We start from the raw sequence: 14,476 nt of genomic DNA on the forward strand, positions 1-14,476 counted from the left end.
CTGTCATCGCCGGAGCCTGCCGTGCTCGACCCGAAACAACTGGAAGCCCTGTCCGCCGTGGTGGACAGCGGCGGCTTCGACAAGGCGGCACGCAAGCTGTTTCTGACCCAGTCGGCCATTTCCCAACGCATACGTCAGCTGGAAGAAAACCTGGGGCAGCCGGTGCTCACCCGCACCAGCCCACCGGCCCCCACCACCGCAGGCCGCCTGCTGCTGCAACACTTCCGCCAGCTCAGCCTGATGGAAGGTGAGCTGCTCAACACCCTGCTGCCGGATGGCGAGCAAAGCGACTTCACCACGCTGGCCGTGGGAGTGAATGCCGACAGCCTCGCCACCTGGTTTCTGCCAGCCGTGCAAGCACTCATGCAGCGCCGCCGCTTGCTGTTCGACGTGATGATGGATGACCAGGACTACACCCACGAGCTAATGCGCAGCGGCCATGTCGCCGGCTGCATCGGCACCCGGGATACGCCAATACAAGGTGGCGAATGCCATTTCCTCGGCTGCATGCGCTATCTGTGCCTGGCCACGCCGGACTTTGCCACTCGCTACTTTGCCGACGGTTTTACTCACGCGGCACTGGCGCAGGCACCGGCCATCATTTTCAGTGGCAAGGATGATCTGCACAGCCAGTTTCTGCGCCAGGTGGCCGGCTATGACGGCAGCACGCCCCACATCACCCTGCCCACGCCACAGGGTTTCGTACAGGCAACCCGGCTGGGGCTGGCCTACAGCCTGCTGCCGGAGCTGATGATAGACGATGACCTGGAGAGTGGCCGCCTGCTGGATTTGCTGCCCGGCCAGTATGTCGACCTGCCCTTGTACTGGCATCACTGGCGGGTGGAGTCTTCGCTGGCTGGCGATCTGAGTACCGCCCTGCTGGGCTGGGCGCAGCAGGTATTACGTCAGCAGCTGCCCGAGCGTTGACAGCGGCCAGCAGCGGGGGCAAGATCACGCGCCCTGCTTCAGGATCAGAAAACATGCCGCAGCACACCCCCACCCCGGCCCAGTGGGCCGCGCTTGAACAAGCCGCGCGCACGGCAGCCCGCCGCGCCTATGTGCCCTACAGCCGCTTCGCCGTCGGTGCCGCCATCCTGGATGCACAGGGGCAGATCCACCCCGGCTGCAATGTGGAAAACGCCAGCTATGGCCTGGCCAACTGCGCCGAGCGCACCGCCATCTATTCGGCCCGTGTATTACACGATCTGCAGGAGATTGTGGCGGTCTGCGTCTACACCCCCACCGCCACCCCTACTTCACCCTGCGGCGCTTGCCGTCAGGTACTAAACGAATTTGGCCCTGGCATGCTGGTACGCTGCATTTGCGATGGCAGCGAGTGCATCGACACCACGCTGGATGTCTTGCTGCCCCATGCCTTTGGCCCAAACAACCTGAGCGATGCGGCCAGTTCTTGCTAGCTGCCGACAGCCTGCCCGGCTTGTTCTCGCGCAACGCACATAAAAAAACGGAAGCCCATGGGCTTCCGTTTTGTTTTGCTGCCGAACTGCTTAGCCCACCCAGCGACGTGCCGAGGCAAACATGCGGAACCAGGCGCCGTTCTCGCCCCAGTTATCCGGGTGCCAGCTGTTCTGCACGGTGCGGAACACGCGTTCCGGGTGCGGCATCATGATGGTGAAGCGACCATCAGCGGTGGTGACACCAGTAATACCGGCCGGCGAGCCGTTGGGGTTGAGCGGATAGGTTTCGGTGGCGCGGCCATCGAAATCAACATAGCGCAGCGCAGTGATCACGCCATCCTGTGCACCCGGGGCAAACACGGCACGGCCTTCGCCATGGCTGACCACCACCGGCAGCTGGCTACCCACCATATCGGCCAGGAAGATGGACGGCGACTCGGTGACTTCCACCATGGTGAAGCGCGCTTCAAACTGCTCGGAGGCATTGCGCTGGAACTTCGGCCAATGCTGTGCGCCCGGAATGATGCCGGACAGATTGGACATCATCTGGCAGCCGTTGCACACGCCCAGCGCGAAGGTATCGCCGCGCTGGAAGAAGGCTTCGAACTGCTCGCGGGCACGCGGGTTGAACAGCACGCTCTTGGCCCAGCCTTCACCGGCACCCAGCACGTCGCCATAGCTGAAGCCACCGCAAGCAGCCAGACCCTTGAAATCAGCCAGCGATACGCGACCGCTGATGATGTCGCTCATGTGCACGTCGACTGCCTGGAAACCGGCGCGGTCAAAGGCAGCACCCATTTCCAGCTGGCCATTCACACCCTGCTCGCGCAGGATGGCCATGCGCGGACGGGCGCCGGTGGCGATGAACGGAGCGGCCGGGTTCTGTTCGGTATCGAAGGACAGCTTGGCAAACAGACCATCCGACTTGGCATTGGACAACAGCAGATGCTCGCTGTCGGCGCAGGCCGGGTTGTCACGCATGCGTTGCAGGCGATAGCTGGTTTCACTCCAGGCCTTGTGCAGGTCGATGCGGCTTTCGTTGAACAGCTCGCTGCCATGATGATTGATGACCAGGCGATCCTTGCTATTGATCTTGCCCAGCACAAACAGCTCGCGGCCAATACCGGCAGCCATGAAGCGGGAAATCACCTCGGAAGTGTGTGCCTTCTTCACCTGCAGCACGGCACCCAGTTCTTCGTTGAACAGCACGCGCATGATGCGGCCATGGGTAGCGGCTTCCGGGGTCGGCTGCACGAAATCGTCGATCAGGCGCTGGGTGTTCTTGCGCTCGATCACCAGTTCCTGCAGATCAACCGTCAGGCCCACATGGCCGGCAAACATCATTTCCGCCAGTGTGGCGAACAGGCCGCCATCGGAACGGTCATGGTAGGCCAGCAGCATGTCGTCACGCAGCAGGCTTTGCACGGTATTGAAGAAGGCTGCCAGCTGGGCCGGGCTTTCCACGTCCGGCGCACGGCCTTCCATCGCCTTCCATACCTGGCCATAGATGGAGCCACCCAGGCGGCAGCGGCCATAACCCAGGTCGACCAGGATGATGTCGGTGTCTTTTTCATTGCGCAGCTGCGGGGTCACCGTCTTGCGCACATCTTCCACCGGCGAGAAGGCGGTCACGATCAGCGAAACCGGTGCAGTCACCGACTTCTTCTCACCGTTTTCTTCCCACACGGTCTTCATCGACAGCGAGTCCTTGCCCACCGGGATGCTGATGCCCAGGTCCTGGCTCAGCTGCGATACCGCTTCCACGGTTTGGTACAGGCGCACTTCTTCGCCCGGATGACCGGCAGCAGCCATCCAGTTGGCGGACAGCTTGATATTGCCGATGTGGCTGACAAAGCTGGCGGCAATATTGGTGAGCGATTCACCAATTGCCATACGGCCGGAGGCCGCCGCATTGAACAGCGCGGTCGGGGTGCGCTCGCCCATGGCCATGGCTTCGCCACGATGGCTGTTGAAGCCCATGGTGGTGACGGCTACGTCGGCCACCGGTACCTGCCACGGACCCACCATCTGGTCACGCGCGGTCATGCCGCCCACCGAGCGGTCACCGATGGTGATCAGGAAAGACTTGTCGGCCACCGCCGGGTTACGCAGCACGCGGTAGGCGGTTTCCTTAAGCGGGAAGCGCGAAGCGTCGAACACGCGGAATTCCAGCGGTACGGTCTTCACATCGCGGGTCATGCGCGGCGGCTTGCCCAGCAACACTTCCAGCGGCATGTCTACCGGATTGTTGTTGAAGTGATCGTCGCGTACCTGCAGGTGGCCATCGTCGGTAGCCACACCCAGCACCGCGAACGGGCAACGCTCACGCTCGCAAATGGCGGTGAAGCGTTCCAGATCCTGCGGCAGAATGGCCAGCACGTAGCGCTCTTGCGATTCGTTGGACCAGATCTGCATCGGGGTCATGCCCTTTTCTTCCAGATGCACCTTGCGCAGATGGAAGATGGCACCACGGCCGGCATCGTTCACCAATTCCGGGAAGGCATTGGACAGACCGCCCGCGCCCACGTCGTGAATCGACACGATGGGGTTGTTGCTGCCGTACTGCCAGCAACGGTCGATCACTTCCTGACAGCGGCGCTCGATTTCCGGGTTGCCACGCTGTACCGAGTCGAAGTCCAGGTTTTCGCTGTTGGCACCGGTATCCATCGAGGATGCCGCACCGCCACCCAGACCGATCAGCAGGCTGGGGCCACCCAGCTGGATCAGCAAAGCGCCTTCCGGGATTTCGTTCTTGTGAATCTGTTGCTGCTGGATGCTGCCCAGACCACCGGCAATCATGATCGGCTTGTGATAGCCGCGCACTTCGCCATCCACCACCTCTTCAAAGGTACGGAAGTAGCCGGTCAGGTTGGGACGACCAAATTCATTATTGAAGGCTGCGCCGCCAATCGGGCCATCCAGCATGATCTGCAGGGCGGAGGCGATACGACCGGGGCGGCCGTATTCGGCCTGCTGCTCGCCATACACTTCCCACGGCTGCACAAAGCCCGGGATATTCAGGTTGGACACGGTAAAGCCGGTCAGACCAGCCTTGGGGCGCGAACCACGGCCGGTGGCGCCTTCGTCGCGAATCTCGCCGCCCGAACCGGTGGAAGCACCGGGGAAAGGCGAAATGGCGGTCGGGTGATTGTGGGTTTCCACCTTCATCAGGATGTCGGTCGGTTCGGTGGTGAAACCGTACTCGGCCGTTTCCGGAGCCGGATAGAAGCGGTCGATGAAGGCACCCTCGATCACCGAGGCATTGTCCTTGTAGGCCACCAGCGTGCCTTCAGGATGCGCATCATGCGTATCGCGGATCATGCGGAACAGCGACTTGCCCTGCTCTACGCCATCGATCACGAACTGGGCATTGAAAATCTTGTGACGGCAATGTTCCGAGTTGGCCTGGGCAAACATCATCAGCTCGACATCGGTGGGATTGCGGCCCATGCGGGTGAAATTTTCCACCAGGTAGACGATTTCGTCTTCGGACAAGGCCAGGCCCAGCGTGCGGTTGGCTGCTTCCAGTGCGGCGCGGCCACCACCCAGGATATCCACGCTGGTCAGCGGTTGCGGATCCATGTGCACGAACAGCTTGTCAGCGTCATCCAGCGCGGACAACACGGTTTCGGTCATGCGATCGTGCAAGAGGCCCGCCAAAACCTGACGAGCCTCTTCACTTAAAGATACACCGGCGGTGCTAACCCAGTAAGCCGTGCCGCGTTCGATGCGTAGCACTTGCTCCAGCCCGCAGTGGCGGGCGATGTCGGTGGCCTTGGATGCCCAGGGCGACAGCGTCCCCAGTCGTGGCGTCACCAGGAACAGCTCGCCCTGCGGCGCGTCCGCATGCGGGGCCTCGCCATAATTGAGCAGCTTGCCCAGAATATCTTGCTGTTCGGTCGAGAGTTGGCTTTCGCTTTCTGCGAAATGCCAGAATTCGGCTTTCACGCTGATCTCGGGCAAACCGGCCTCGGCCGCCGCAGCGAGAAGTTTTTCAAGACGAAACTGGGACAGGGCGGCACCGCCCCGCAGCTTGAGAATGGTCGACATGCAACACTCGCGACAAGTATCAGGAAAGCGCGTCATAATACAGCAAAACAGGCCGTGCATTAAGGCCATTCTGTGGCGAATGTCGGGCAATCAACCGTCCACAGCGCATTTCCGGAACAATAAAGTCACCGCAAGGAGCACCCGAGCATGAAAAAAATCGAAGCCGTGATCAAACCCTTCAAACTGGACGAAGTGCGCGAAGCCTTGTCCGACATCGGCATCAACGGCCTGACCGTGACCGAAGTCAAAGGCTTTGGCCGCCAGAAGGGCCATACCGAACTGTATCGCGGTGCCGAATACGTGGTGGACTTCCTGCCCAAGGTGAAAGTGGAAGTCATTCTGGCCGATGACCTGGTGGATCGTGCAATCGAATCCATCGTGGCCGCCGCCCGCACCGGCAAGATCGGCGACGGCAAGATCTTCGTCACCCCGGTGGAACAGGTCGTGCGCATCCGTACCGGCGAAACCAACGAAGACGCGATTTGATCAGCGCCCTGCTGCCGGCCTGGCTGGCAGCAGGCAAAGAAAAAGGCCGCAAACGCGGCCTTTTCAGCTGACTGCATGGTGGGAATTATTTCCACACCTTCCACCAAGGCATTTCCTCGACTGTCCACGGCTGGGACAGATAGGCGCTCTTGGGGTAGTTCAGGGCCAGCACGCGCTTGGCATCGCTGCTGAGCTGAGTCATGCCCAGCTTGTCGTAGGCGGTCACCATCAGCGCCAGCGCTTCTTCCGGATACTTGGTGTTGGAATACTCTTTCACCACACCCTGGGCGCGGTTGGCGGCGGCCAGGTAGGCGGTGCGCTTCATGTAGTAACGGGCCACGTGCATTTCACTGCCGCCCAGCGCATCCACCAAACGATCCATCTTTGCCAGCGCATCCGCACTATACTTGCTGCCGGGGAAACGGCTGGTCAGTTCGCGGAAAGCCAGGAATGATTCGCGGGCGGCCTTGGGGTCGCGCTCGCTCATGTCCTGACCAGCCCATTTCGACAACATGCCCTGGTCGTCGTTGTAATACACCAGGCCCTTGAGGTAGTACATGTAATCCACATTCGGGTGAGCCGGATGCAGCTTGATAAAGCGGTCGGCAGCGGCGATCGCCAGCTCCGGTTCATTGTCCTTGTAATGGGTATAGGCCAGGTCCATTTCGGCCTGCTGGGCGTAGCGACCATAGGGGTAGCGCGCTTCCAGCGTTTCGTACAGCTTGACAGCACGGGTATAATTACCGCTATTCAGTTCATCCCGAGCTTCCGAGTAGAGCTTTTCCACGGTCCAGCCGCGCGTTTCGTCGTAGGTTTCCGTGGTTGCACAACCGGCAAGCCCCATCACCAACATTGCTGCTACAACGTATCTTTTCATGACCGATCCTTACTTTGACTCGGAGGATTATAGCGATATCTCGGAAAACGAGGTATCTGCTCGACAACAGCTGGAGGTTCCGCTCTCTTTGGGTAGCGAACGCCTCGACGCAGCTCTTGCCAAACTCCTCCCCGATTACTCCCGCAGCCGCCTGACCCAATGGATCAAGGATGGCCATGTTCTGGTGGACGGCAAAGTCGTCCCCCCGAAAACCAGACTGCTGGGTGGCGAAAAGCTGGACGTTACCATTGTTCAGTCAAATGAAGAAATGGCTTTCCAGCCGGAAGCCATGGATTTGCCCATTGTTTACGAAGATGAACACATCCTGGTGGTGAACAAACCGGCCGGTCTGGTGGTGCATCCGGCCAGCGGCAACTGGACCGGCACCCTGCTCAACGGCCTGCTGCACCACTGCCCGTCGCTGGCGCATGTACCGCGCGCCGGCATCGTGCACCGGCTGGACAAGGATACCAGCGGCCTGATGGTGGTCGCCAAGACCCTGCCAGCACAAACCGAGCTGGTGCGCCAGATGCAGGCGCGCAGCGTCAAGCGCATCTATCGCGCCATTGCCGATGGCATCGTCCCCTTCGACGGCACCATCAACACGCTGATCGGCCGCGATCCGCACAACCGCCTGCGCATGGCCGTGCTGAAGTTTGGTGGCAAGACCGCCATCACCCACGTGCGGGTGCTGGAACGTTACGACGCCCACTCCTATATCGAGTGCAAGCTGGAAACCGGTCGTACCCACCAGATTCGCGTACACATGAAGGAAGCACGCCACCCGCTGGCCGGCGACCAACTGTACGGCAACCCGCGCCACAAGATGGACGAAGACATCGCCGCCGTGGTGAAAGGCTTTGGCCGTCAGGCATTGCATGCCTACAAGCTGGCGCTGATCCACCCGGCCACCGGCGAAGAGCGCAGCTGGCAAGCCCCGCTGCCGGACGACTTCCGCTTCCTGCTGGACACCCTGCGTGGTGAAAGCGGCGAACGCATGGAACAGGCCACGCCGCTTGCCGAAGAGTGGCACGAAGACGAGGACGATGATGACGAAGACGACGACGGCGACATCGAGGTCATCTATGTCCGTGACTGAAGCCGGCAACAACCCGCTGCTGCAGGCCGACTGGCCTGCTCCGGCTGCCGTGCGCACCCTGCTCACCACCCGCCAGGGTGGTGTCAGCCAGCCACCCTACGACAGCTTCAACCTGGGCACCCACGTGGGAGACCAGCCGGAAGCCGTTGCCGCCAACCGCGAACAGCTGCGCCTGCTGCTGCCGGACGAACCCGCCTGGCTCAACCAGGTACATGGCATCAATGTGGTGGACGCCGCCGACATCGGCGAAACCCTGCTGGATGCCGACGCCAGCGTCAGCCGCCAGCCGGGCAAGGTGTGCGTGGTGATGACAGCAGACTGCCTGCCGGTCTTGCTGTGTGACGACGCCGGCAGCGTGGTCGCCGCCGCCCATGCTGGCTGGCGCGGGCTGTGCGATGGCGTGCTGGAAGCTGCTGTCAGCGCCACCGGGGTGGTGCCTGCCACGCTGATGGCCTGGCTGGGACCGGCCATCGGCCCGGATGCGTTTGAAGTTGGCGCAGAAGTCCGCGCCGCCTTCATCGCCTGCGACGCCGCCGCCGCCACGGCCTTCACCGATATTGGCGAGGGCAAGTATCTGGCCGACATCTACCAGCTGGCGCGCCAGCGCCTGGCCGCTGCTGGCGTCAGCCGGGTTTACGGTGGCGACTTCTGCACCGTCATCGAGCGCGAGCGCTTCTTCTCCTATCGCCGCGACGGGGTAACCGGGCGCATGGCCAGCCTGATCTGGCTACAGCCACAAGACTGACCCTGTCTCGATAAGAGCGGCGGCCCCTGCACTTTTGCTGCGGCGGCCGCCGTTTTTCTTTGCCGCCCGCCCGGCCATTTGCAGCTCTCCATGAACTGTCATCGAATTTTCATGCCAATAGCGTAGCAGACACGCAACAGCGGCAAAACACCAGATGTTGTGGCAGACACGCATCACCCCCCAGAAGCTTGTCTTTATTGGATTTCCTGCCGGCACCAAAAGCAGGCAAGCCTGCCCCAAAAAATTCCTATCACCCTGCAAGCCTTATCTGGCGCGGATTTCGCATTTTCTTAGCGCTGTCAAGACTTGCTCCATCGCGCCGAGAACACTAGAATTTGGGCCAATCAAGCAGTGCAAACATATATATTGTGTTTATTCACAAGGCACACACAGCTTTTCAACAGACTTGTCCACAGCCCTGCCCGGCCTGCCACCCAGGCCGCAGCGCAACAGACGCAAACCACCCAAAGAGGGCAATATGCAACTGACCACCTTTGAAGGGCAAACCGCCGCCGAGCTCGGCCGTGCCGCAGCCCCCCAGGCCGACTTCAGCCACTACAAGACCATTCGCCGCAATGGTGCCGTAGTGGCATTCGAGCCGGTCAAGATCTCCATCGCCATGACCAAGGCATTCCTGGCCGTGATGGGGCATCAGGGCGCTACGTCCGCCAGCATCCGCGAAAAGGTAGCCCAACTGACCGAGCAGGTGGTCAACGCCCTGATGCGCCGCAAGCCGGAAGGCGGTGCCATTCATATCGAAGACATCCAGGACCAGGTTGAACTGTCGCTGATGCGCTTTGGCGAACACGACGTGGCCCGCGCCTACGTGCTGTACCGCGAACAGCGCTCGCAAGAGCGCGCTGCCCGTGGCGAAGCCCTGACCCAGATCCAGATCAACGTCATCCGCAAGGATGGCCGCAAGCTGCCGCTGAACATTGCCCGCCTGCGCGCCGGCATCGAATCTGCCGCCCAGGGCCTGGCCGGCATCGACATCGACGCCATCCTGTCGGAAACCCTGAAAAACATTTACGACGGCGTGCCGCTGGACGAAGTCAACAAGTCCGCCATTCTGGCTGCCCGTTCCATGATCGAGCAGGACCCGGCCTACGACTACGTCACCGCCCGCCTGCTGATGGACAGCATCCGCCTGGAAATTCTGGATGAATCGGTCAGCCAGGAAGAAATGGCCGAGCGCTATGCGGAATACTTCCCGCAATTCATCAAGAAAGGCATTCAGGCCGAACTGCTGGACGAACGCCTGGCCGAGTACGACCTGAAAAAACTGGGTGCCGCCCTGGACGCCAAGCGCGACCTGAAATTCGGCTACCTGGGCCTGCAAACCCTGTTCGACCGCTACTTCCTGCACATCGACGGCACCCGCATCGAAATGCCGCAGGCTTTCTACATGCGTGTCGCCATGGGCCTGGCCCTGAACGAAGTGAACCGCGAAGCCCGTGCCATCGAGTTCTACAATGTGCTGTCCAGCTTCGACTTCATGTCGTCCACTCCCACCCTGTTCAACTCCGGCACCCGTCGCAGCCAGCTGTCCAGCTGCTACCTGACCACCATTGCCGATGACCTGGACGGCATTTACGAAGGCCTGAAAGAAAACGCCCTGCTGTCCAAGTTTGCAGGCGGCCTGGGCAACGACTGGACCCCGGTACGCGCCATGGGCTCCCACATCAAGGGCACCAACGGCAAATCGCAAGGTATCGTGCCCTTCCTGAAAGTGGTCAACGACACCGCCGTGGCCGTCAACCAGGGTGGCAAGCGCAAGGGCGCAGTGTGTGCCTACCTGGAAACCTGGCACGCCGACGTGGAAGAATTCCTCGAACTGCGCAAGAACACCGGTGACGACCGCCGCCGTACCCACGACATGAACACCGCCAACTGGATTCCGGACCTGTTCATGAAGCGCGTGATGGAAGGCGCGGAATGGAGCCTGTTCTCGCCGTCGGAAGTACCTGATCTGCACGAACTGTATGGCTCGGCCTTCGAAAAGCGCTACCAGCACTACGAAGCCATGGGCGAGCGCGGCGAAATGAAGGTATACAAGCGCATACCGGCCCTGAGCCTGTGGCGCAAGATGCTGACCATGCTGTTTGAAACCGGCCACCCGTGGGTGACTTTCAAAGACCCGTGCAATATCCGCAGCCCGCAGCAGCACATGGGCGTGGTACACAGCTCCAACCTGTGCACCGAAATCACCCTGAACACCAATGACGACGAAATCGCCGTATGCAATCTGGGTTCGGTCAACCTGGCAGCCCACATGGGCGCTGATGGCAAGCTGGACGCAGAAAAACTGCAACGCACCATCCGCATCGCCCTGCGCATGCTGGACAACGTCATCGACATCAACTTCTACCCGGTGAAGAAGGCGCGCAATTCCAACCTGAAGCACCGTCCGGTGGGCATGGGCATCATGGGCTTCCAGGACTGCCTGCACATGAAGCGCGTACCGTACGCTTCGCAGGAAGCCGTGGAATTTGCCGACGAATCCATGGAAATGGTCGCCTACTACGCCTACTGGGCTGGCACCGAGCTGGCCGAAGAACGCGGCCGCTACCCGTCGTACAAGGGCAGCCTGTGGGACCGTGGCCTGCTGCCGCAAGACAGCATCAACCTGCTGGCAGCCGAACGCGGCGGCTATCTGGAAATGGACCGCACCGAACGCCTGGACTGGAACGCCCTGCGCGAACGCATCAAGCAGCACGGCATGCGCAACTCCAACACCCTGGCCATCGCCCCGACCGCAACCATCGCCAACATCATTGGCGTGTCTGCCTCCATCGAGCCGACCTACCAGAACCTGTTTGTGAAATCCAACCTGTCCGGCGAATTCACCGTCACCAACGAATACCTGGTGCGCGACCTGAAGAAAGCCGGCCTGTGGGATGAAGTGATGGTAGCCGACCTCAAGTACTTCGACGGCAGCCTGGGCCGCATCGACCGCATCCCGGCCGACCTGAAAGCCATCTACGCCACCGCTTTTGAAGTGGACCCGAAATGGCTGGTGGAAGCGGCATCGCGTCGCCAGAAGTGGATCGACCAAGCCCAGTCGCTCAACCTCTACATGGCTGGCGCATCCGGCAAGAAGCTGGACGACCTGTACAAGCTGGCATGGATTCGTGGCGTGAAAACCACCTACTACCTGCGCACCCTGGCAGCCTCCAGCGCCGAGAAATCCACCGGCAAGGGCGGCGAGCTGAATGCCGTGGCCAGCGGCCTGAACCCGGCCTACAACGCTGCAGCCGAACAAGCCGCACCGGCAGTCGAGGTGGACAACACCCCGGCCACCGACGCCAAGTTCTGCAGCATTGACAACCCTGATTGTGAGGCTTGCCAGTAAGGTAAGCAGAACAATCAGTGGTTGGTGCGAAGCAACAATCCGGACGACACCGGAGCACAGCGACGGTGTCCAGCCCGCAGGGCGTGCGAAGCTTGCCAGTAAGGCAAGCAGCACAATCCGCGGTTGATGCGAAGCAACAATCCGGATCCCCGTCGCACCGCGGCGGGGACAGCTTGAAAAACTGGTGAAGCCTGCCAGTAAGCAGGCAAACAAGATGGATTGACGCGAAGCAAACTGGCCACTCACCCGGCCAGCCCATTTCCAAACCGCTTGCCCGCAGGCGGTTTCCGAATGGGGAAGTGTAAAAGCAAACAAAGGCGCAGCCCGCATGGCCAGCCCTTATCTGAACAAAGCCGACAAGGCCTTAACAATCAGAGATGCCCATGACACTTCAGGAATTTTTTAACCGTTACAGCCAGGCCTACTCGGCACTGGATGCGCGCGCGGTTTCGGCCATGTTCACCCGGCCCTTCACCGCCGTACACCACGGCCAGATTGCCACCTTTGGCATTAACGACGAAGAAACGCTGTACCAGACCACGCTAGGCATTCTCGAGTACTACCGCGCCCAGGGCGTCATCAGTGCCAGCTGCTATCTGGCCGAAGTGCTGCCTTTTGGCAGCGACCTGGCCACCGTCAGGGTGCGCTGGACCGCCCGCCGCCACAATGCCGAGCCGTGGATGTTTGCCACCGGCTACCACCTGAAACGCGAACACGGCGAATGGCGCATTTACGGCCTGGCGCAGTTTGAAGAACACAGCCATCCGGCCCATTAAGCCGGACAGGCTTCTCAAGCCGGCTGGCCGCAGCCGGTTTCGGAAGACCGAACCAACACACGGGGAGTACGGCATGAGCACCACCCTATTCTGCAGCGCCAGCCGCGCAGCGCAGCATCCGGAACAAGACCGCTTTCGCAAGCTGGGCCTGGTGCTGGTAGACCTGCCGCAGCCGCTGCGCGACACGCCGGCCACGCCCCGTACCGCCATCCGCATCATGCGCCAGAGCGCCATGCAGCTGGAACAAGCGCCCTGTCAGCCCGATACCGCCACCAGCACGCATGCCCTGCCCGGCGCGCAATACCAGATCCAGTCGGCCGCCCCGCAAGGCGTAGCCGGCAAATAAACACGGAGAATGCAAAACATGTTGAGCTTTGACGATACCCCGGTACAAAAACCGGCAGTTTCCTCCAGCAACGATAGCCAGACCGGCGGCCGCGTAAACGCCGTCGACAAGAAAGTCATCAACGGCACCACCGACGTCAACCAGCTGGTACCGTTCAAGCACAAATGGGCCTGGGAAAAATACCTCGCCCAGTGCGCCAACCACTGGATGCCGCAAGAAGTGAACATGCAGCGCGACATCGAACAATGGAAAACCGGCCAGCTGTCCGAAGACGAAATGCGCATCGTCAAGCGTAACCTCGGCTTCTTCGTTACCGCCGACAGCCTGGCTGCCAACAACATCGTACTGGGCACCTATCGCCAGATCACCAGCCCGGAATGCCGCCAATACCTGCTGCGCCAGGCCTTTGACGAAGCCATCCACACCCACGCCTACCAGTACATCGTGGAAAGCCTGGGCCTGGACGAAGGCGAAGTGTTCAACGCCTACAACGAAATCAAATCCATCCGTGACAAGGATGAATTCCTGATTCCGTTTATCAACGTACTGTGCGACCCCGCCTTCAAGACCGGCACCCTGGAAAACGACCAGAAGCTGCTGCGTTCGCTGATCGTGTTTGCCTGCATCATGGAAGGCCTGTTCTTCTACGTCGGCTTCGTGCAAATCCTGGCACTGGGCCGTCAGAACAAGATGACCGGCGCTGCCGAGCAGTACCAGTACATCCTGCGTGACGAATCCAGCCACTGCAATTTTGGTATCGACCTGATCAACACCATCAAGCTGGAAAACCCGCAACTGTGGACCGACAGCTTCAAGGCCGAAATCGTCGAGCTGTTCAAACAGGCCGTGGAACTGGAATACGCCTACGCCGAAGACACCATGCCGCGTGGCGTGCTGGGCCTGAACGCCAGCATGTTCAAGGAATACCTGCGCTTTATCGCCAACCGTCGCATGCAGCAGATTGGTCTGGATCAGCTGTTCCCGGGTGTGAACAACCCCTTCCCGTGGATGAGCGAGATGATTGACTTGAAGAAGGAGAAGAACTTCTTTGAGACGCGGGTTACCGAGTATCAGACTGGCGGGGCGTTGAGCTGGGATTGATCCTAGGCGTCGAGCGACACATAAGCTTGCCAGAACGACAGATAAACTTGCGCTCGACGACACATAGTGCCGCACAAAAGCCCGCGAAAGCGGGCTTTTGTCATTTCAATGGCATCACATGGAGTAAAAAATCATATATAGCATTAATATTTAATCGATGTTCCCAATAAAATGCTTGATTTGATTATTTCTGCCATTAAAAACCACCAAGTACTTTAACTATCAT

The 14,476-nt window shown here is 60.5% G+C and carries 11 protein-coding genes; 9 read left to right on the forward strand and 2 right to left on the reverse strand.

The window, feature by feature from the left end:
- Nucleotides 1–21: 21 nt before the first annotated feature.
- Complete coding sequence (locus FAZ30_RS15890) at nt 22–927, forward strand: LysR family transcriptional regulator ArgP (protein ID WP_124640864.1); 906 nt, start codon at nt 22–24, stop codon at nt 925–927.
- 53 nt (nt 928–980) lie between these two features.
- Nucleotides 981–1,418, forward strand: a complete 438-nt coding sequence (locus FAZ30_RS15895) for a cytidine deaminase (protein ID WP_124640862.1) — start codon at nt 981–983, stop codon at nt 1,416–1,418.
- Nucleotides 1,419–1,508: 90 nt separating this feature from the next.
- Here the strand turns inward: FAZ30_RS15895 and purL are convergent, their stop codons facing one another.
- On the reverse strand, nt 1,509–5,468 hold the full coding sequence (gene purL, locus FAZ30_RS15900; RefSeq protein ID WP_137009824.1) for a phosphoribosylformylglycinamidine synthase: 3,960 nt from the start codon (nt 5,466–5,468) through the stop codon (nt 1,509–1,511).
- 147 nt (nt 5,469–5,615) lie between these two features.
- Here purL and FAZ30_RS15905 point away from each other — a divergent pair, with 147 nt between their 5' ends.
- Nucleotides 5,616–5,954: a P-II family nitrogen regulator gene (locus FAZ30_RS15905; protein ID WP_103524502.1), complete on the forward strand. Its 339-nt coding sequence runs from the start codon at nt 5,616–5,618 to the stop codon at nt 5,952–5,954.
- 85 nt (nt 5,955–6,039) lie between these two features.
- Here FAZ30_RS15905 and FAZ30_RS15910 read toward each other — a convergent pair whose 3' ends face one another.
- The gene (locus FAZ30_RS15910; protein WP_124640858.1) at nt 6,040–6,831 is read right to left on the reverse strand and encodes an outer membrane protein assembly factor BamD; all 792 of its coding nucleotides are present in this window, start codon (nt 6,829–6,831) and stop codon (nt 6,040–6,042) included.
- Between FAZ30_RS15910 and rluD the strand changes: the two genes are divergently transcribed.
- From rluD to FAZ30_RS15940, 6 genes are all read left to right on the forward strand, one after another.
- On the forward strand, nt 6,830–7,930 hold the full coding sequence (rluD, locus tag FAZ30_RS15915; RefSeq protein ID WP_124640856.1) for a 23S rRNA pseudouridine(1911/1915/1917) synthase RluD: 1,101 nt from the start codon (nt 6,830–6,832) through the stop codon (nt 7,928–7,930). The genes FAZ30_RS15910 and rluD overlap by 2 nt on opposite strands.
- Complete coding sequence (gene pgeF, locus FAZ30_RS15920) at nt 7,917–8,675, forward strand: peptidoglycan editing factor PgeF (protein ID WP_137009825.1); 759 nt, start codon at nt 7,917–7,919, stop codon at nt 8,673–8,675. Before rluD ends, pgeF begins: the two co-directional genes overlap by 14 nt.
- 478 nt (nt 8,676–9,153) lie before the next feature.
- Complete coding sequence (locus FAZ30_RS15925; RefSeq protein WP_137009826.1) at nt 9,154–12,027, forward strand: ribonucleoside-diphosphate reductase subunit alpha; 2,874 nt, start codon at nt 9,154–9,156, stop codon at nt 12,025–12,027.
- A 383-nt stretch (nt 12,028–12,410) separates the two neighbouring features.
- Entirely contained in the window at nt 12,411–12,803 is a 393-nt protein-coding gene (locus tag FAZ30_RS15930; RefSeq protein ID WP_137009827.1) for a DUF4440 domain-containing protein, read from the forward strand.
- 73 nt (nt 12,804–12,876) lie between these two features.
- Entirely contained in the window at nt 12,877–13,149 is a 273-nt protein-coding gene (locus FAZ30_RS15935) for a hypothetical protein (protein ID WP_137009828.1), read from the forward strand.
- A gap of 18 nt (nt 13,150–13,167) precedes the next feature.
- The gene (locus FAZ30_RS15940) at nt 13,168–14,250 is read left to right on the forward strand and encodes a ribonucleotide-diphosphate reductase subunit beta (protein WP_137009829.1); all 1,083 of its coding nucleotides are present in this window, start codon (nt 13,168–13,170) and stop codon (nt 14,248–14,250) included.
- The last annotated feature ends 226 nt before the right edge of the window (nt 14,251–14,476 follow it).

Source organism: Aquitalea aquatilis, assembly GCF_005155025.1.
GTDB classification, from domain to species: domain Bacteria; phylum Pseudomonadota; class Gammaproteobacteria; order Burkholderiales; family Chromobacteriaceae; genus Aquitalea; species Aquitalea aquatilis.